The organism is Pseudoflavonifractor capillosus (genome assembly GCF_016902575.1).
Taxonomy (GTDB): Bacteria; Bacillota; Clostridia; order Oscillospirales; family Oscillospiraceae; genus Enterenecus; species Enterenecus capillosus_A.
On the sequence record NZ_JACSNZ010000036.1, the window covers coordinates 1 to 18,474 of the forward strand.

Below are 18,474 nucleotides of genomic sequence, written 5' to 3' on the forward strand. Positions count from 1 at the left end.
ACTCTGCGTAGCTCCTGAAAAAATACTGCTCGATCCATTTTGATTACCTCCTTGGGCTTAGCGCCCTTTTTGAATTTTGCTGGAAATGAAAAAAGGCGCCAATCTGATGATCGGTCACGACCAACAAATTGACGCCTAAAACTTTGTGTATTCTGTTTTGAAAAAGTTAGCGCCCTTTTTGAATAAGTCGGTTTCAAAAAGGGCGCTAAGTGGGGATGTCTACGCAAATCTCAGGGTAGAAGGGGGTTCGAATCCCTTCGGTTACTGAGAAACAGCAGTTTACATCTATGGAATTTTCGGTGAAATTTTGAGAAGAAAAAACCCGGAAACAGTTGATGCCGTAGGCTTTCAGCCTACGGCATCTATACTGTTTTGCTTTTATGGTGGACCTAATCGGGATCGAACCGACGACCTTACGGATGCGGAGCTGGATGTAAAGTTTTTTCTAATCATTTTGAACACTTTTGAATCGTTTCTATTCTAAAGTGCTTCGTTTCCAGAACTCTTTGAACTCGTGCTTTCCGTTTGTTCCGAGGGTGTGTGTGGTGGAAACTGTGGTCAGAAACGCTCCCCAGCCTTTGTCGGTGTTTTGCGCCGACAGGGAAGAGGAGCGTTTTTTATGTCTTAGCTATCTGTATTGTAACTCTGTGACCTGAGATGGGCAAGTGATTTCTGCATCATACACGCCTCAGAGATTGAGGGACTGTAAACAAAAGAAAACGAACTTCCGCACTAATATAACTTTGTCCTAGTTTACTTTGCTTTGCTCACAACACACGTTGTCCTGAATGCTTGTACACCCTTGTTAAAAGCAAGAAGCTTTGAACTCAATATCGTTTAATTTTTTCTCCAGCCAGAGATATTTTTTTCGGACACTGGGATCGGTGTAACCGCTCAATTGCTGATCAACCTTGTTCCTGAGTTTTGTGTACATGGGGTTGTTTTCAAGACCATTCCAAAAAAGATAATTGATAAAACTTTCCAGCACATTGATGTACCAGTATCCATCTTCATCTCTAATTAAAGCATTATCTTGAAGCATGGTATTATCCATTCCACGTTGCACCTCGTCTGACAAAATGATTCGAGGAAACTCTGCGTAGTATTCTTGAGCAATGTACGCATCTACCAAGGCTTTTCCAAAAGCCATATTGCCGTCGGTGTAGAAACTGCCTTTTGTAATTGCGCCACGTAAAAAAATCGGTGTTTCAAGGTCAAATAGCATTTGTTGAATCATCATACAAACCTCGATAACAGCTGCTAATGCCTGTGGCGATTGACAAGGGGAGGCCACCACAATGCTATCCGACATGATGTGAATTTTTATGTCTTCCTGTAAGATGTTGTTATAGCGTACCAGAGAAGTGCCCTTGGGATCTGAAGGATCTACCGCTTTGCTAAGGGCACCTTTGGACTCTATTGCTAAGGTTATTGCGGAAAATATCTGCCGAACTTCTTCAAAATCTCCTGTGTTAATGATATTTTTGAACCCAAGTATGTCCATAAATGCGACGATACATTCTTTGTAGCAATCCATAAATTCACCTCGTTGTTTTGATATTAAAAGTGTCGGTATGTGTTTCTAACCATCCGATTTGTAAGTCAGTCAAATCCTTCGAAATAGGGATTTTGAGTCAAAAGAGAATAGAGATGCTTTTTCAGCTCTGCTTCCCCAAACCAGTCGCACGCATCCAATAAATCTTCCTGAGCATCCCCTACATAGGCGCTCTGAAATAGCTGCCGGGCCAGACGGTCATCGTGTTTGAGTTGTTTCAAAAGGGGAGCTTGGACAAACTGATTTCCACACAGATCGCACATATCCCATCCCAATAGTTGCTCGGCCACCTCTGGTTCCTGGAGGTGACTTTCTGCCGTGTCCAACAGCAACTTCATCATCTGAACTGCGGTCTGGGGGTCACTGTCACCGGTTTCATATAGGAGCTCCTGGGTGTCCATATCCTCCAGTTCCTCCGCAGTCCAGCGCCGGACAGCATCGGGGAAGTCGGCAATCAGCAGATCCCGGCAGGCCCATTCGTTTTCGGAGAAGTCCCAGCGGCGCACCATATCCACCAGTTCTGTGCGGGTAAAATGGCGTGGCGGAGGCGTAGTGTCCTCCACAGAGACGGTAAAACTCAAAGTAATTTCTGGTGTGCTTTTCTCGGGAACCAGCTTGGCTCGTTCGGATGGGAACAGAGAGGAAGTACTTCCAAAATCCCCGCACCAGCCACACTCCCAACGGTTTCCCCGCACCATGACAGGCCTGCCGCAGTGCGGACATCGGATTGTTGCCATACGCAAGACACCTTTCTCATACTGTCATTGTATCGGTTATGACCTCACATATCAAGGGTGTTGCCGATGAGAATAGTCCTGATTATGGGACAATCATTTTTTTATTCTGATATATGAAAAATCATCTTGTCTATATTCAGATAACAGAATATAATATTTGGTAGAAATTTGGAATGTAGAGGGATGCTGTATGGAGTTTTTAACAACGAAACAAGCTGCAGAGTTGTGGGGAATCTCTCCGCGCCGCGTAGCCCTCCTCTGTGCTCAGGGCAGAATTCCGGGAACAGTCAAAGCGGGAAAGACTTGGCTGTTGCCTCCGGATGCGAAAAAGCCCCTTGATCCGAGATTTTGTAAAGATGAGGTGGAGAAATGAAGCCGCCTAAAATGATAGACAATAAGAAAAACGGAACAGTGGCTGAGGAACTGCGCCAGGAAATCACCAAGGATTCCAAACTATCCGTGATGACTGCCTACTTTACGATCTTCGCGTTTGCGGAACTGAAAAAAGAATTGATGAAAGTGGATCGCATCCGCCTCCTTTTTACCGACCCAGTTTTTATCAAGGGAGAGCAGGAGCAGACCCGTGAGTACTATCTTGAGCGAAACGGCGGGCAAGCCTTCTCTGGTAATGTGTATGAGATGAAACTGCGCAACGAGATGTGCCAGGCTGCCGTGGCAAAAGAGTGCGCTAAATGGCTGGAGACAAAAGCAGATATTAAAATGTTTCGGAATAAAAACTCTGCCCAGCCCCGCATGATTTACATCGACAACGGCGAGGACTCTGTGTGCATCAATGGTACGGTTGACTTTACTACGGATGGCCTGGGGCTGACCCATTCTGACCGTGTGGACAGCAATATGTGTATGTATGGCCGTGAGTTTACCCAGCATTTTCTCAAAATGTTTGATGAACTCTGGAATGATGGTACTGCCGTGGAAGATGTGAAGGCAGGTGTGCTGGAGCAGATCCAGCGGCTCTACAAAGAAAACACGCCGGAATTCATTTATTTTGTTACCCTCTATCATGTGTTCCACCAGTATCTCGGGGAGCTGACAGAGGACAATATTCTTAAGACCCGTACCGGCATCAAGGACACCGTGATCTGGAACAAACTCTACCAGTTTCAGAAAGATGGTGTCATGGGTGCTATCGATAAAATTGAAAAGTACAATGGTTGTATCATCGCCGATAGCGTCGGTCTAGGTAAGACCTTCTCTGCGCTGGCGATTATCAAGTACTATGAGTTGCGGAACGACCGTGTGCTGGTGCTGGCCCCCAAAAAGCTCCACGAGAACTGGAGCATCTATACCCAAAACGACAGCCGAAATATCTTGGCGGCAGACCGCTTTAACTTTGATGTCCTCAACCATACGGACTTGAGCCGATACAGCGGCAAAACCGGAGACATCAATCTGGCCACAGTGAACTGGGGCAATTATGATCTGGTTGTAATTGATGAGAGCCACAACTTCCGCAACAACAACCCTTCCAAGAACAAGGTGACACGCTACGAACGCCTGATGCAGGATGTCATTCAGTCCGGTGTTAAAACGAAAATTCTTCTCCTGTCGGCCACTCCGGTAAACAACCGTATGAACGACATTAAGAACCAGATCTACTTCATTACCGAGGGCCGGAACGATGCCTTTGCAGAAGTGGGTATCCCCAATCTGGAAATCCTCCTGAAGAAGGCGCAGGGCATCTTCAACAAGTGGTCTCAGCTCCCGGATGAGCAGCGAACCACAGACACATTTGTTGAGATGATGAATGTTGACTACTTCAAGCTCCTGGATACCGTGACCATTGCCCGTTCCCGCAAGCATATCGAGAAGTATTACAATATGGCGGATATTGGCCAGTTTCCCAAACGTCTGCCACCGCAGAACATCTATGCCGGTATCGATACGCAGCAGGAGTTCCGTCCCATCGGTGAAGTCAACCGCATGATCAAGCGGCTCACCCTGGGCATCTATTCTCCGCTGCGCTATGTTCTGCCGGAGAAGCGGGAGGAATATGAGGCTAAGTATGATGTGGCAGTGGGCGATGGTACCTCTGTCTTCAAACAGGCTGACCGTGAAACCCACCTCATTGATCTGATGCGGGTGGGAATGCTCAAGCGCATGGAGAGTTCCGTCAATTCCTTTGAACTGACGGTATCCAAACTGCTGCACAATATCGAAGCTACTTTAGACCTGATCCGAAAGAATATGTTGGTGTATGACCCCGAGTTGAATATCGGGGACGTAGACCTGGATGACAATGCCCTGGAAGACCTGATGTACGGCAAAAATGTGAAGGTGCTGCTCCAGGACATGGATCTCATCAAATGGGAGGAGGATCTGGAGAGTGACCGGGAACAGCTCCAGGCTATCCTGAATGAGGTGAAGGTAGTTACCCCGGAGCGGGATATGAAACTGCAAACCCTCTGGGAGTTGATTCAGAAGAAAATCCAACATCCCATCAATCCAGGAAACCGGAAGATTATCATCTTCACCGCCTTTGCGGATACGGCCAATTACCTCTACGACCATCTGGCCCATCGGCTCCAGAGCCAGGGAATTTATACCGCCCTGGTCACTGGTACCGGAGATAACCGCTCTACGCTGCCCATCCCCAAGGCTATGAAAACCCGGATCAAGCTCTCTGATTTGAACACAGTTCTGACACTGTTCTCCCCACGCTCCAAGGAATGTGACAAGATATTCCTGGAGATGAACGACCATATCGATGTGCTCGTTGCCACAGACTGTATCTCGGAAGGCCAGAACCTTCAGGACTGCGACTATCTTATCAACTATGACATCCACTGGAACCCGGTGCGGATCATCCAGCGTTTTGGCCGAATTGACCGCATCGGCTCTGCCAACGAGTGCATCCAGCTGGTAAACTTCTGGCCCATGCAGGATCTGGACGAGTACATCAACCTGGCCCAGCGGGTACGGGGACGCATGGTGCTGTTGGATGTGTCCTCCACTGGCGAGGAAAATGTCATCGATCAGTCTGGAAGTGAAATGAAAGACCTGGAGTATCGAAAAAAACAGCTCCAGCGCCTGCAAAATGAGGTGGTAGATCTGGAGGACATTTCCGGCGGTATCTCCATCACCGACCTCACCTTCAACGACTTCAAGACGGACCTGATGGAGTACATGAAGACCCACCGCAAAGAGCTGGACGAGGCCCCCACCGGCCTGTATGCCGTGGCTCAGATCCCGGAGGAACTGCGAGATACGGTGTCTCCCGGCGTGATCTTTACCCTGCGACAGATCAAGGGACGGGAGCAGACCAGAGAGCAGAACGCCCTGTTCCCCTATTATCTGCTCTATGTCACCCAGGACGGGCAGGTGAAATTGTCTTTCCTCCATGCCAAGCAGATTCTGGACTACTACAAGAAGCTGTGCAGCGGCCAGGGAGAGGTGCTGACCGACCTGGTGCAGGCATTCAATGAGGAGACCAAAGAGGGCAGCAAGATGACAGCCTATTCCAAGCTGCTCAATGTGGCGGTGGAGAACCTCATCGGCAAGAAACAGGAAATCGGCGTGGCCAGCCTGTTTAGCCGGGGCGGAACGACATTGCAAAAAGAATTCTATGATGGATTGGAAGACTTTGAACTTATTACATTCCTGGTGCTGAAATAACGAATGGAGGCGGAACTATGATCTTCTATGACGCTCTGCATATCCCACACCCCTGCTTGGTGGACAAGACTGTGGCCAAAAAGATGTTTTCCGACAACGCAGATCTATCCAAGGCGGACAAAACCCTGCTCTCAGAAGCCGTGGAGAAGATCACGTGGAAATACTGCCTGAAAAACGAGTTTATACCCATTCAGCCCTATTCAGACGAGGTGCGGGACTACCCAGAGGTAGAGGTGCTGGAGGTATCTCTTTCATCAGAGAAGGGATTGCGGCGGCTGGCAGAGATCGTCATGCGGGCCATTCCATATCCCATGCTATTGGTGTTTCGGCTGGGGGAACAGGTGCAGGTCTGGATGGCTCACCAGCGTCTCAACCTGTCCGACCGGGAAAAGGTCACTCTGGAGGAATTTGTCTCCACCCCTTGGCACCCCGAGGATGCCACCTTCTGGACAGCACTGGACATACGGGAGCTGCGCTTTACCAACTTCTTTGACTTCTACACCGACTGGGTGGACAGGCTCTCCGTCCAGAACGCCCAGGAAAAGATGCAGGTATCAGAAGACCTGACCGGCGAGGAGGCCCGGCAGCTCCTGGCCCAGCGGGAGCAGGTGGAGAAGGAGATTGCCACCCTCCGGGCGGAGCTGAAGAAGGAGACCCAGTTTAGCCGGAAGGTGGAACTGAATATGAGAATTAAGAAATTGGAGGAGATGATAGCGTGAGACAAATAAAAATGAGTGAATTTAGATCAACTAAAGAGATTTCTGAGTACCTGAATGAGTGGGCGGCAAATAGTCAAGGTGCGATTTTTTTCGATGAGTATGATATGGATCAATTTTATGCTAATTTATTTATCGAAAACTACGCAAATGAAAATATACAGTTATTTGAATATGAATACTTGCTCCCAGCAAGTATTTACGAATTTAGATTGCTAACTTTGCAAAAAAGTTACACTAAAGGTCTTCTGACGCTCCTCACACTTCGAGAAACGTCATAAGCTCCTGCATACTTTTACCGCTCCTGCGGAAGGCATTCATGATCTGTTTTGCCTCTATGGACTGCTTCTGTTTCTGGAGTTCAAGCAGCCTTTGGGTAAGCTCGTCAACCTTCTCCTGAGCCTTTTGAAGTTCAGCTGTTACCTTTGAGATCTCAGTCTCAATCGATGATAGTGAACGTGTCCTCGCCATAATCGTCATCCTCCTCGGGCGCTTTGTCTGTAGGTGTTTGATTGCCTGATAACTGACTGCCTATTTCTATCGCTATGCTTTTGACATCTGTATCAGACAGACCGAATGCGCTAAGTATCGTTTTTTGTTTTTTTGTAACGGCATGATCCAGGCGGTAATGGCCATTGCCCCGCCTTACCATCTCGATCTTCTCAAGTTCTCTGAGAGCAGCGGGAACGGTCATGTAGTTTGGCTTTGTTTCAAGCCTGAGCATGGTCTCCTTGAGCAGGTTATACATCCTGTTGCGAACGATAAGGGCGATAAACTCAACAAATATCTTCGCTGACAGGGCCTGTGTGGTCTGGACCCTCATGCTTTTGGACCCGATAAAGGATTTGTCCGTGCTGAAGAGCTTTTCAGAAACATCTCTGCCTTTGTAGTGGATAAGCGCCTGGGAGGCCGTCATCTCCTCGGAGGTGACGATGCAAAAGTAACCGCAGAGATCCAGTTCACGCTTTATGACGTCTTTTCGCTCGCTGTAGCCGACAAGATGACCTGCTTTGTCATACTTAAGGGTAAAATACTCCTGACATGCCTTTGATGAGGTAACCACATCTCCGATGTGCTTGTCCATATATATCTTAAATCTGTCCAGCGTAAGCTCCAGGCGTTCCCTTTCAGCCGCATGTTTGGAAGGATTGAAGTAGATATGGAAGTATCTGTCCTGCGTATCATCCTCATATAACCTGGCTTTCACAGTCTTACCGTAGACGTGATAGGCTCTGATGGAATGGTCGCGCTCAGTTTCAAATGTGCCGCGGTTTTCTTCTACAAGGGACGACACCAGGGCTTTACGGCCTTTTACCATTATAACGAAGGCATATCCGCCTTCCTCCATGTAGCGTATGTTGTCTTTGCTAAAGTAACCGCGGTCAAGTATGAAGCCTACCTTTTTATAGCCATACTCCGTCACCTTATCCACCATATGCACAAACTGGGAGACATCCGTTATGGAGCCGGGATATTCCTCATAAAACAGAGGCACCCGGTTGGTCTTATCAAAGGCTATGGCAAGGTTAAAGATAGGAATACCCTTATTATCCTTTGCTTTGCCATACTCTATGAGATCTATGTCACCGGCATTACAGTTTTTATTTGAGGAGTCATATGAAATATATATCCTTTGCTTATGATTCCTTCTTTTATTCCAGTCGTCAAGAAACCCTATCATCTGTTCCTTAGTGACGGAAGAGAAGAACCGGCATACCTTTGAATCGCTGTATATCCTCATACCATCCGAGAACAAAGGGTGGCAAAAAGCATAGTCAGGATAGTGCTGTCCGGCGTTATCCTCTTCCACTATAAGATAGGATAAAAGATCCATAAAAAGACCACAGTCCTCAGGAAACCATTTTTCCAGAAGTTTTGGAAGCTTATACTCGTTCAGGACATAACGGATCACCACATAAGGACCTATTCTGAGACAACAGCTTCTATACGTCTCAGGCAGTTCTTCGGGAAGCATCGCTTCAGGAAAGTACTGCTGAAACTTCTCGTTAGGAAACATCTTTGTTGGATCGGAAGGATCAACCTTCCCGATGATCGTCCTTTTGGGTATGGCATACTTCTTATCAGGCTTATATTCTGCCCCGTACTGGAAGAGCACATAGGAAGATCCGCCCTTAGCCTTGGTCAGGATTTTCCCTTTTTCCGAGGGGATCTGGACAACGAAATTGTAGTACATGCAGTTCCTCCTTTTAGTGTAACTGTTACACCAAAAATTATATCATTAAATCGGAGGGTTGGCAAGCAAAAATCGCGTAAAATAAGGCTTTGAGCGACTTTTTACGTTCAAAACAGAACTTTAGTGTAACTCGCATGCAAAGTTAGCATAGATGTGTTAAGGAGGACCAAGAAGAGAGCAAATACGCACTATTGCACAGATTTAAGGGGCGGGGATGGAATATAGAAGCTGTAAGGGAGTCCGTACTACTATTCATACAACAGTCTTTTTCCGAACTGGAGATACATAGTGGAAATGTGCTGATAGATGCTCGAAGCAAAAGTGCAATATTTACTGGTTCTTTTACAGTATCTAAACTGTTCAATTTTATTAATTCATCAACCCTTTTTGATATTATAGAAAAAATATATGTTTTCCCTTACCACCATACGTGTGATCTGGAAGATGCTCCATTTAACCGACAAAAATACTTGAAAATAATCATTGAAAAAAAGGTAAAAAATGTGCTAAGAGAAAAGGATAGTGAGCGCTTTGATAGAATTATATCTAAAATAAATACGACGTTTGGAGTGATGTCACATGACAAAACTTGATGGTAAAACGCCGGATATGGCGACGGAGAATATAGAGCAGTTGCGGCAGATATTCGTGGATGCGTTTGAATAGGTAAAATCGACTTTGATCTCTGCGAATAGGGTTGAAGTAGACGTCTCGGTTCAGCCGGAAGGTGGAGCTGAACATGAGAAAAACAGGAGAAGGGCTGCTTGTATGAATGAAAAGATAAGGGAAAAATGCAAGAGTGTACTGGAGAAAGCGAAAAAAGAACCATACAGCTTTGGGTTTAGGTGGCTAACAGTGTTATTGTTTGTAATTCCAGTTCTGATATGGGGCGCATATTTAATTGGAGATAATGTTGGCGTTGTCATCAATACCAGTCTAACGGTTGGTGACGCATTGGGGTTTTATGCGTCTGTGCTGGCCTTTATTGGTACAATAGCACTGGGCGCTGTTGCTGTATGGCAAAATCAAAGGCTTCAGAAATTAGAAGAAAATGCTTCAATCAAGAATTTTAGTTGCAATATTCTCTTAGAAAACTTCACGGACGAAATAAAGAAATGGTCAAAGCTAACCCACGAAGGGGAAGAAGAATATATTGAATCAGAAGCATATATTCGCATCAAAGCAACAAATTTTAGTGATGCTTTTCTAAAGAAAGTTTTAATTCAATTCGAGGATGGTGTATTTGTAAGTCATGTTACAATAGCCAATGGAGAGTGCAAATATTTGAAAATTCATTTGCCAAGAGGTAGATGTCAAGTGGAATCAACAAAATGTAGGATAATATTCATCAGTTGTCATGATATTGAGACGTATGGGGATTTTTCTACTGATTTTACGAGGGATAAATTGAAAGCAGAAATAAAGCATTATCATTTTTATGGAAATCAGAAGGTAACACCATGATGAGAAATCCTGATTTTCTGAGTCCGTTTTAGAAATAAATTGATTGTTAGAAGAGGAGGCCACCACCAATGACAAAACTTGATGGTAAAACGCCGGATTTAGCGGCGGAGAATATAGAGCAGCTGCGGCAAATCTTCCCGGATGTGTTTGAGGAGGGAAAGATTGACTTTGACAAACTCAAGCAGGTGCTGGGGGAGTATGTGGACGACGAGAAGGAACGCTACAACTTCACTTGGAACGGCAAGGGCAAGGCCCTGCGGCTGGCACAGACCCCCACCACTGGCACTCTGCGGCCCTGCCCAGAGGAAAAGGAAAGCAAAAACTGGGACGACACCCAGAACCTCTACATAGAGGGTGACAATCTGGAAGTACTCAAGCTGCTACAAAAGAGTTACCACGGGAAGATCAAGATGATCTATATCGATCCGCCCTACAACACGGGTAGTGACTTTGTCTACCCTGATGACTTCTCTGACAGCATTAAGAATTATAAGCGGATAACGGGACAGGTTGACGGAGACGGGAAACCGTTGAGTCCAAATACGGAAGCCAATGGGAGGTTTCACACTGATTGGTTAAATATGATGTACCCCAGACTCCGACTTGCAAAAAACTTGCTATCACGTGATGGAGCGATTTTTGTAAGTATTGATGAGCATGAATTGTCAAATCTTCTAAGCATAATGAATGAGATTTTCGGTGAAGAAAATTATGTTGACTCAATAGTTTGGAATAAAAAGTCTTCAGCAAAAGGAGTCCCTCCTGCAAATATGATGGTTAATGTCCATGAGTACATTGTGGTATTCCAGAAAACAAGTGAATTCAAATTCGTGGGAGAAAAACGTTCGGAATCAGCTGATGGGTTTAAGAATCCTGATAATGACCCCAGAGGTCCATGGAGAGAATCAAATATTAAGAGTACCACAAAACCAATAGAAGATGCCTTTACTATTGTCGATCCGTCCACTGGGAAGCAGTATACAAATACATGGGCATTTTCCAAAGAATCCCTTGGGAAAATGATAAGCGAGGGCAGAATTCTATGGAAAGAAACTCTCCCCAAGCAGAAAGAATTCATGTATGAACTAACCAATGAGAATAAGGCGATAAAAAGCTATTTTGGAGTCTTCGATGCTCAAAGTACAACAGTTTTTCTGAAGAAACTTATACCACAGGTCAAATTTGATAATCCCAAACCCATAAATTTAATGAAATACTTAATCGGTGTTGCTTTGGGGGAAAATGACTATGTTTTGGACTTTTTTTCTGGATCGGCTACTACGGCTCACGCAGTGATGCAACTCAATGCTGAAGATGGCGGTGAACGTAAATTCATTATGGTTCAACTTCCGGAACTGTGTGATGAGGATACTGAAGCAGCTAAGGCAGGTTATAAAAACATCTGTGAGATAGGGAAGGAACGTATACGTCGCACAGGGGAGTTGATTAAGGATGAAGTCGAGGAGCAGAACGCCCAGTTGAAGATCGGCGAGGAGCCCAGGAAAGTCCCGGACATCGGCTTCAAGGTGTTCAAGTTGGACAGCTCTAACCTGAAACAGTGGCAACCGGACTATGAAAACTTGGAAGCAACCTTCTTTGACAGCATCAGCAACTATGTGGATGGCCGCAGTGAGCTGGATGTAGTCTATGAAATCATGCTGAAAATGGGCATGGAGCTTACCTGGCCCCTGGAGACCCACACCATTGGCGGTAAGAATGTCTATGAGATCGGCATGGGCGCTCTCATGATTTGCCTGGACGACCATATCACCACAGAGGTGGCCGAGGGCATGGCGGCACTATACAAGGAACTGGCTCCCGAGACCTGGCGTGTGGTGTTCAAGGACAACGGCTTTGCGGACGACAGCGCCAAGGTCAACATCAAGGAGATCCTCAAAACTGCTGGTTTGGAAGAGGATGCCTTTACAACGGTGTGAGGTGAGCAATGGAAGATGAAATCATTCGAGTGGTTGTGGAACAAGCAGATAAAACGGGTTTTCCAGACTATGGTCTAACAATCTTTGTTACCGTTTTTTCTGGTGTGTTGGTATTTGCTATCAGTGAGTGACTGAAAGAGATTTGGCTGACACCCTTGCAAAATTACAAGAAACTCCGTGGGAAAGTGTCAAAATCATTGACCATGTATGCATGCTATTATCATAATCCGGTTGATATTGCGGATCACGATAATAAATTGCCGGATGACTACAAAACTGCATCCGAAGAGTTGCGAATGCTTGCATCTGAATTGCGGGCCTTCATAGAAACGCTGTCTTGGTGTAAATTTGGTATTCCCTCTAAAGGTGACCTTTATGATGCATCTGCGCACTTGATTGGTTTGTCAAATAGCATGATGGTGCCATATAATACTCATTTTGACAGGCGACTTGCTAATACCATAGAAAACGAAACCAGAGTGAAACAGTTGTTGAGAATTTACAAGTATGAGGTGACCACCAAATGAAACTACAATTTGACGCCAACCTCCACTACCAGGAGCAGGCGGTTTCCGCTGTGGTGGATCTCTTCCGTGGTCAGACGCCAAAACGGAGTGCATTTACCGTGACCATGGAGGACGGTGCAGGTCAGATCACCACAGATAACGGTATTGCAAACAAACTGGAACTGTTAGAGGATGAGATTTTGGAAAATCTCCAGGCGGTGCAGCTGCGCAACGGTCTGCCCCAGACCAAGACGCTGAAAAAGGGTGCCTACGACTTTGATGTTGAGATGGAGACCGGCACCGGCAAGACTTACGTCTATCTGCGCACCATCTTTGAACTGAATAAGGCGTATGGCTTTACCAAATTTATCATTGTGGTGCCCAGCATTGCCATCAAAGAGGGCGTGGCCAAGTCCCTGGAGATTACCAAAGAACATTTCAAGGGCATTTACAATAACGTGATCTATGATACCTACATCTATGACGGTAAAAATCCGGAAGAAGTGCGCTCTTTTGCCGTCAATGACAACATCTCCATCATGGTCATCAACATTGCTGCCTTCCGCAAGAGTTTTGACGACCCAGAGAAGGAAAACAAGGCCAACATCATCCACCGGGCCATTGATAAACTTAACGGGATGCGTCCCATCAGCCTGATCCAGGAGACGAACCCCATCGTCATTGTGGACGAGCCCCAGAGCGTGGAGGGCAAAGGAGCGTCGGCTTCCAAGAAGGCTATGGCTTCCCTGAATGCTCTGTGTACCCTGCGTTATTCCGCCACCCATGTGGAGAAGCACAACCTGGTGTACAAGCTGGATGCTGTGGATGCCTTTGACCTGGAACTGGTGAAGCAGATCGAGGTGGCCAGCTTTGAAAGTGTGGACTACCACAACAAGCCGTACATGAAGCTGCTGTCGGTGGACAATAAGAAATCCCCCATCACGGCCAAAATCGAGCTGGATTGCGAGGTTAAGGGTACCATCAAGCGCAAGGCAGTGACGGTCCGCCAGGGGGATGAGCTATCTGAGAGTAAACTGGGAAACCGAGAGATATACAGGGGATATATCGTTGAAGATATTTACTGTGAGAAGGGCAACGAATATGTCTGCTTTACCACCAAACCGGAGATTTTAAGAATTGGCGAGGCAGTGGGGGACATTGATGACCGGGCCATTAAGGAGCAGCAGATTCGCAAGACCATTGAGGAGCACCTGAACAAGGAGCTGGCTCTGAATCACCGTGGTATCAAGGTGTTGAGTCTGTTCTTCATTGACAAGGTGTCCAACTACCGCTATTACGACGCTGACGGCGTGCGCCACAACGGTATCTACGCTGATATGTTTGAGAAGAACTACCGGGAGCTGATCCAGCGGCCCAAGTACCGGACGCTGTTCCAGGACATAGACCTGGACACGTTGCCCCAAGAGGTGCATGGAGGCTATTTCTCTGGTGATAAGAAGGGAACAAATTCTGACAGAGAGTGGAAAGATACCAGCGGTGCCACTGCTGTGGATGAATCGGCCTACAACCTGATCATGCGGGAGAAAGAGAAGCTGTTATCCTTTGACAGCAAGCTCCGGTTCATTTTCTCTCACTCTGCCCTACGGGAAGGTTGGGACAATCCCAACGTGTTCCAGATTTGTACGCTGAACGAGACCAAGAGCGAGGTTAAGAAGCGACAGGAGATTGGGCGTGGCCTGCGTCTGTGTGTCAACCAGAAGGGTGAACGGCAGCATGGTTTTGCTATCAACACACTGACAGTCATGGCAAATGAGAGCTATGAGAAGTTTGTGGCGTCCCTGCAAAAGGAGTACGAGGAAGAGGAGGGAATCCGTTTCGGTGTATTGGAAAGCCACAGCTTCGCCAATATCCCTGTTCGACAGTCGGATGGCTCCACAGTATATTTGGGTGCCGAGAAGTCCGAACAGGTATACCAAGCGTTTAAGGCTTGTGGCTATCTCAATGACAAGGATGAGGTAACGGATGACTTGAGAAAAGCCCTGAAAAACAATGCGCTGCAGGTTCCGGCAGAGCTTGTGGAGCATAAAAATGCCATTGCAGCTGTATGCAAAAAGGCAGCTGGAGGACTGAATATCAAGCCGGCAAATGCCAAACGGACAGTACACCTGAACAAAGAGCGTTTCTTGAGTGAGGACTTCAAAGAACTCTGGGATCGGATTAAATACAAGACTACATATCATGTGGAGTTTGATTCCGAGAAACTAGTGGAACAGTGCTGCGAGAAGATGCAACTGAATCTGAATGTGGGTGCTGCCAAACTGATGTACACCAAGGCAAAGGTGCAGGTATCGGAGGGCGGCGTAGATACCACGGAAACCCAGCGGCTCTCTGTTATGACAACGGATGGAAAGGAACAGTTGCCCGACATCATCACATACCTGCAAAATCGAACTGGCCTGACCCGCAGAACCATCGTAAAGATCCTCACTGAGAGCAAGACGCTAGATCTGTTCAAAAAGAACCCCCAGACGTATATGGAAGAAGTGGCGAAGATCATCACATCAACCATGCGCCTGTTCATTGTCGATGGCATTAAGTACACCAAACTGGGAGACACCGAATTCTACGCACAGGAGTTGTTTGACACCCAGGAGCTGACTGGCTACCTGGAGCGCAATATGTTTGAGAGCCGTCGTTCTGTCTACGATTATGTGGTCTACGACAGCGATGTGGAGCGTGGCTTTGCAGAGCAGCTGGAAAACAACGAGAATGTGAAGGTGTATGCGAAACTGCCGGATTGGTTCAAAGTGCCCACACCGCTGGGAAGCTATAATCCTGACTGGGCGGTTGTTGTGGAGGATGATGGACAGCACAAGCTCTACTTTGTGGTGGAGACCAAGGGAAGTGTGGAGGAAGAAAGTCTGCGTCCCACAGAACTGGCCAAGATCCGCTGCGGTGAAAAACATTTTGAGGCGTTGGGAAATGAAGCAAAGTTCATGAGAGCGAATAACTTCCAGAGCTTCACAGAGCAAATAAACTAAAAATTACGCCGCTGAAAACAAAAAAGGTCGAGGTACATCGTGTGCCTCGACCTTCTCCCTTTGTAGGTGTTGACAGAATCGAACATTCGTACTACAATAAGCATAGGCGAAAGCCAAAACTCGCAGCTTTCCGGTGAGGTCCACACCCCTGTGTGACCTCAGACGTTCATGGGCCTCGTAGGGCATCCATAACCACCCCTGTACGAAGGAAACTTCCATGAAGGTCTTCAGTATTTGGCGCTGTGCCGGCAGCGCGGGTGTGTATCTTTCCGTGGAAAGCGGAAAGGACACAAATGAACGACACTGTCGTTATCATCTATAATGGGGAGCCAGTATCAGTGCCAAAGGAGGTCGCAGACTTCCTGGAGCAGGATCGGAAGCGGGAACAGGCAGAGAAAAAACGGGACCAAAGGCATCTGAGTAAAAGTGAGTTTGAAACGGTGCTGTCTTGTTCGGACTGTGTCAGGCGTCCCGTGGAGAATGCCGTGCTCTGGAACCTCCGGCTTGAAAATCTGCGGAAGGCCGTTGATGACCTGGGCGATCAGAGCCGGGATCTTATCGAACTTCGTTATGGCAGGAATCTGACCATGGAGGAGATCGGGAAGATCTATGGCGTGTCCAAAATGGCGGTATCAAAGCGACTGAAAAAACTCCACGAAACGTTGAGGAGCTCTGTCACATGACAGGGCCCCTCAACTTTTTTTATTTTTCTGGTTTACAAACTGGCTGTCAGTGTCCTTATAAGTGAGGGCAAAGTTTTTGCGTTGCAAAACTCCACTGGAGGCCGCAGTGGGATACGCCCTAATAAAATTGCCAAAGGAGTGTAAACCTTGGAAGAATGCAAGATAAACCACGATGCTTTGTATAGACTTATGGAAATCAAATGTGAGCGGGAGACGTTGGAGTATGTTCTGGATGGGATGAAAAAGGTGCTGGGCGAGGATCTGCCGGATGCAGATCAGGTGCAAGCCTATCTCATGTCTCCAGACAAGCCCACATCTCTCAACCTCCATCAGCAAATGGTGGCAATGGACAAACTGCTGGAGTGTGCCGAGGTGAATTTCCGAACCACCTGTGATATGCTCCGGTACCGACAAATGAAACGGGCTGGGGTGGTCAGCAGCGTAGAGGAATTTCTGCAGCTACTCCATCCCGGCGAATGTGAGGAGGAATGGAATGAAGAAATCTGAGTATCAGAGCTACGACGAACTGCCGCTGTTTCTCAACTCGGAAACCGTGGCAAAGGTGCTGGGCGTGTCAGCGTCCAGCGGGTACGAGTTGATGCACGAACCGGGCTTCCCCATGCTGCGCATTGGCAACCGCATGGTGGTACCCAAGGAACAGTTCATCCAGTGGGTGATGGAACGCACGGGAGGTGGAAGATGAAGTACCAGGGAAATTTTTTCTCTCTGCCTAATGACATCTTTGTCTTGGGGCTGTGCTCAGGTGAGCTGTCGGTGTACAGCTATCTCCGCCGGTGCGAGGATCAGAAGACACATCAGTGCTGGCCCAGCTATAAGAACATCGGAAGTGCAGTGCAGATGAGTGAGAACACAGTGAGCAAGTATGTGCAGATGTTGGTGGAGCGTGGCATGATCACCACGGAACCCACCAAGGTTACAACTAGGAAAGGCGTGACACGAAACGGGAATTTGTTGTACACAGTACTGCCTCCATTGGAAGTGATTGATCAGCACTACCAGCAGAAGTTGGTGGAGCTGGGACAGGAAACAGAGCGGCTGCGACTGCAGAAGCTCCAGGAGCAGCAGGCCCAAGAAGCACTGTGTACGCCGCTGTGAGGGGCTGTGTGGCCGATTGCAGGGCAGGGGAAGACTCCTGCCCCACCTGGGGGATTTCGAGCGAATTTGGGCCACTTTCGAGGACTCTGCGGAGGACGAAGGAAAAGGCAGGATAAAGGCCTGGTGTCACCTGGCCAGTCACAACTGCCCGCAGTGCGGGCAGTTTCAAGGGTTTCCGGGGTTTGAAACATGAGGTCAACCCCGGAGAGGTACGGAAATTCTGCGGTCGTTATCCCGAAACCCTTACTCCCATAACAAAAATACTGGGGTCAACACCCAGAAAGGACGGAATATGAGAAAAAAAGAAAAGTTTCCTCTCTATCTCACACCAGAGAAAAAGGCACTCCTGGAACGGCGGCATGCGGAGGATGGCAGCCGAAGCATCACCGCCTTCATTGAAAACGCCATCGACTTCTACCTGGATTATCTGAGCGCCAACAACGCCGGATTGTTTCTCCCCACCTCGGTTCAATCCTATCTGGACGGCAGACTGGATCAACTGGAGAGTCGCATCTCCTCTCTGCTCTTCAAGCAGGCAGTGGAGCTAGACATGGGGCTGAGTACCCTGGTGGACTGTGTTCAGCTGGGTGAAGAATACCTGGAGCGACAGCGCTCCAACAGCGTTGCCAATGTGAAGCGCACCAACGGACGGCTGCGACTGGAGGAGAAGGTGCGTGACGCCAACAGGAGTGATGACGAATGGCAAGACTGATTGTCAAAAGCCCATACATCAAATGTGGTGGCAGCCAAGGTGCAACTGGTTACATGAAGTACATTGCCACACGGGAACGGGTGGAGATCCTACCGGATGACCGTCCGCCCACACGCAAGCAGGAGCAGCTGATCACAAAACTGTCCAAAGACTTCCCTGGAGTGAAAGAGCTGCTGGAGTACGGAGACTACACCCAGCATCCCACCAAGGCCAACG

Annotated in this window: 20 protein-coding genes; 16 read left to right on the plus strand and 4 right to left on the minus strand. The window is 47.5% G+C overall.

Going from position 1 to position 18,474, the window contains the following annotated elements; translation table 11 throughout:
* Positions 1 to 805 precede the first annotated feature (805 nt).
* Together H9X86_RS09505 and H9X86_RS09510 are read right to left on the minus strand one after the other, a co-directional pair.
* Complete coding sequence (locus H9X86_RS09505; RefSeq protein WP_204901295.1) at positions 806 to 1,537, minus strand: hypothetical protein; 732 nt, start codon at positions 1,535 to 1,537, stop codon at positions 806 to 808.
* A gap of 65 nt (positions 1,538 to 1,602) precedes the next feature.
* Positions 1,603 to 2,292, minus strand: a complete 690-nt coding sequence (locus tag H9X86_RS09510; RefSeq protein WP_204901296.1) for a hypothetical protein — start codon at positions 2,290 to 2,292, stop codon at positions 1,603 to 1,605.
* Between the two features lie 190 nt (positions 2,293 to 2,482).
* Between H9X86_RS09510 and H9X86_RS09515 the strand changes: the two genes are divergently transcribed.
* Genes H9X86_RS09515 through H9X86_RS09530 form a run of 4 tightly spaced genes read left to right on the plus strand, consistent with a single transcriptional unit; the run spans position 2,483 to position 6,925 of the window.
* Positions 2,483 to 2,665 carry a helix-turn-helix domain-containing protein gene (locus tag H9X86_RS09515; RefSeq protein WP_204901297.1) on the plus strand — a complete coding sequence of 61 codons (183 nt, stop codon included), beginning with the start codon at positions 2,483 to 2,485 and terminating at the stop codon, positions 2,663 to 2,665.
* Entirely contained in the window at positions 2,662 to 5,928 is a 3,267-nt protein-coding gene (locus H9X86_RS09520; RefSeq protein WP_204901298.1) for a helicase-related protein, read from the plus strand. The genes H9X86_RS09515 and H9X86_RS09520 overlap by 4 nt, the downstream gene beginning before the upstream one ends.
* A gap of 17 nt (positions 5,929 to 5,945) precedes the next feature.
* Positions 5,946 to 6,647 carry a DUF4391 domain-containing protein gene (locus H9X86_RS09525; protein WP_204901299.1) on the plus strand — a complete coding sequence of 234 codons (702 nt, stop codon included), beginning with the start codon at positions 5,946 to 5,948 and terminating at the stop codon, positions 6,645 to 6,647.
* A complete protein-coding gene (locus tag H9X86_RS09530; protein ID WP_204901300.1) occupies positions 6,644 to 6,925 on the plus strand; it encodes a hypothetical protein in 282 nt (93 codons plus the stop codon). The genes H9X86_RS09525 and H9X86_RS09530 overlap by 4 nt, the downstream gene beginning before the upstream one ends.
* Here the strand turns inward: H9X86_RS09530 and H9X86_RS09535 are convergent.
* Positions 6,903 to 7,115, minus strand: a complete 213-nt coding sequence (locus H9X86_RS09535) for a DUF4315 family protein (RefSeq protein ID WP_204901301.1) — start codon at positions 7,113 to 7,115, stop codon at positions 6,903 to 6,905. The genes H9X86_RS09530 and H9X86_RS09535 overlap by 23 nt on opposite strands.
* Complete coding sequence (locus H9X86_RS09540) at positions 7,084 to 8,838, minus strand: IS1634 family transposase (RefSeq protein WP_243416912.1); 1,755 nt, start codon at positions 8,836 to 8,838, stop codon at positions 7,084 to 7,086. The genes H9X86_RS09535 and H9X86_RS09540 overlap by 32 nt, the downstream gene beginning before the upstream one ends.
* A 191-nt stretch (positions 8,839 to 9,029) precedes the next feature.
* On the opposite strand from H9X86_RS09540, the gene H9X86_RS09545 reads away from it, so the two are divergent.
* The 12 genes from H9X86_RS09545 to mobL all read left to right on the plus strand — a co-directional run.
* Positions 9,030 to 9,431, plus strand: a complete 402-nt coding sequence (locus H9X86_RS09545) for a hypothetical protein (RefSeq protein ID WP_204901302.1) — start codon at positions 9,030 to 9,032, stop codon at positions 9,429 to 9,431.
* Between the two features lie 175 nt (positions 9,432 to 9,606).
* Positions 9,607 to 10,302: a hypothetical protein gene (locus H9X86_RS09550; RefSeq protein WP_204901303.1), complete on the plus strand. Its 696-nt coding sequence runs from the start codon at positions 9,607 to 9,609 to the stop codon at positions 10,300 to 10,302.
* 68 nt (positions 10,303 to 10,370) lie between these two features.
* Positions 10,371 to 12,239, plus strand: a complete 1,869-nt coding sequence (locus H9X86_RS09555; protein WP_204901304.1) for a site-specific DNA-methyltransferase — start codon at positions 10,371 to 10,373, stop codon at positions 12,237 to 12,239.
* Positions 12,240 to 12,247: 8 nt separating this feature from the next.
* Positions 12,248 to 12,370, plus strand: coding sequence for a hypothetical protein (locus H9X86_RS12750; protein ID WP_275962539.1), 123 nt, complete (start codon positions 12,248 to 12,250; stop codon positions 12,368 to 12,370).
* Positions 12,371 to 12,436: 66 nt separating this feature from the next.
* Positions 12,437 to 12,766, plus strand: coding sequence for a hypothetical protein (locus H9X86_RS09560; RefSeq protein ID WP_204901305.1), 330 nt, complete (start codon positions 12,437 to 12,439; stop codon positions 12,764 to 12,766).
* The gene (locus H9X86_RS09565) at positions 12,763 to 15,747 is read left to right on the plus strand and encodes a type III restriction-modification system endonuclease (protein ID WP_204901306.1); all 2,985 of its coding nucleotides are present in this window, start codon (positions 12,763 to 12,765) and stop codon (positions 15,745 to 15,747) included. Before H9X86_RS09560 ends, H9X86_RS09565 begins: the two co-directional genes overlap by 4 nt.
* Before the next feature lie 338 nt (positions 15,748 to 16,085).
* A complete protein-coding gene (locus H9X86_RS09570; RefSeq protein ID WP_204901307.1) occupies positions 16,086 to 16,430 on the plus strand; it encodes a sigma-70 family RNA polymerase sigma factor in 345 nt (114 codons plus the stop codon).
* A gap of 147 nt (positions 16,431 to 16,577) precedes the next feature.
* A complete protein-coding gene (locus tag H9X86_RS09575) occupies positions 16,578 to 16,937 on the plus strand; it encodes a hypothetical protein (protein WP_204901308.1) in 360 nt (119 codons plus the stop codon).
* A complete protein-coding gene (locus tag H9X86_RS09580) occupies positions 16,924 to 17,133 on the plus strand; it encodes a helix-turn-helix transcriptional regulator (RefSeq protein WP_204901309.1) in 210 nt (69 codons plus the stop codon). The genes H9X86_RS09575 and H9X86_RS09580 overlap by 14 nt, the downstream gene beginning before the upstream one ends.
* The gene (locus H9X86_RS09585) at positions 17,130 to 17,546 is read left to right on the plus strand and encodes a helix-turn-helix domain-containing protein (protein WP_204901310.1); all 417 of its coding nucleotides are present in this window, start codon (positions 17,130 to 17,132) and stop codon (positions 17,544 to 17,546) included. The genes H9X86_RS09580 and H9X86_RS09585 overlap by 4 nt, the downstream gene beginning before the upstream one ends.
* A gap of 292 nt (positions 17,547 to 17,838) precedes the next feature.
* Entirely contained in the window at positions 17,839 to 18,258 is a 420-nt protein-coding gene (locus H9X86_RS09590; protein WP_204901311.1) for a hypothetical protein, read from the plus strand.
* Positions 18,246 to 18,474: relaxase MobL (gene mobL / locus H9X86_RS09595; protein ID WP_243416914.1), on the plus strand; the 229-nt coding region annotated here is incomplete at its 3' end. The genes H9X86_RS09590 and mobL, both read left to right, overlap by 13 nt.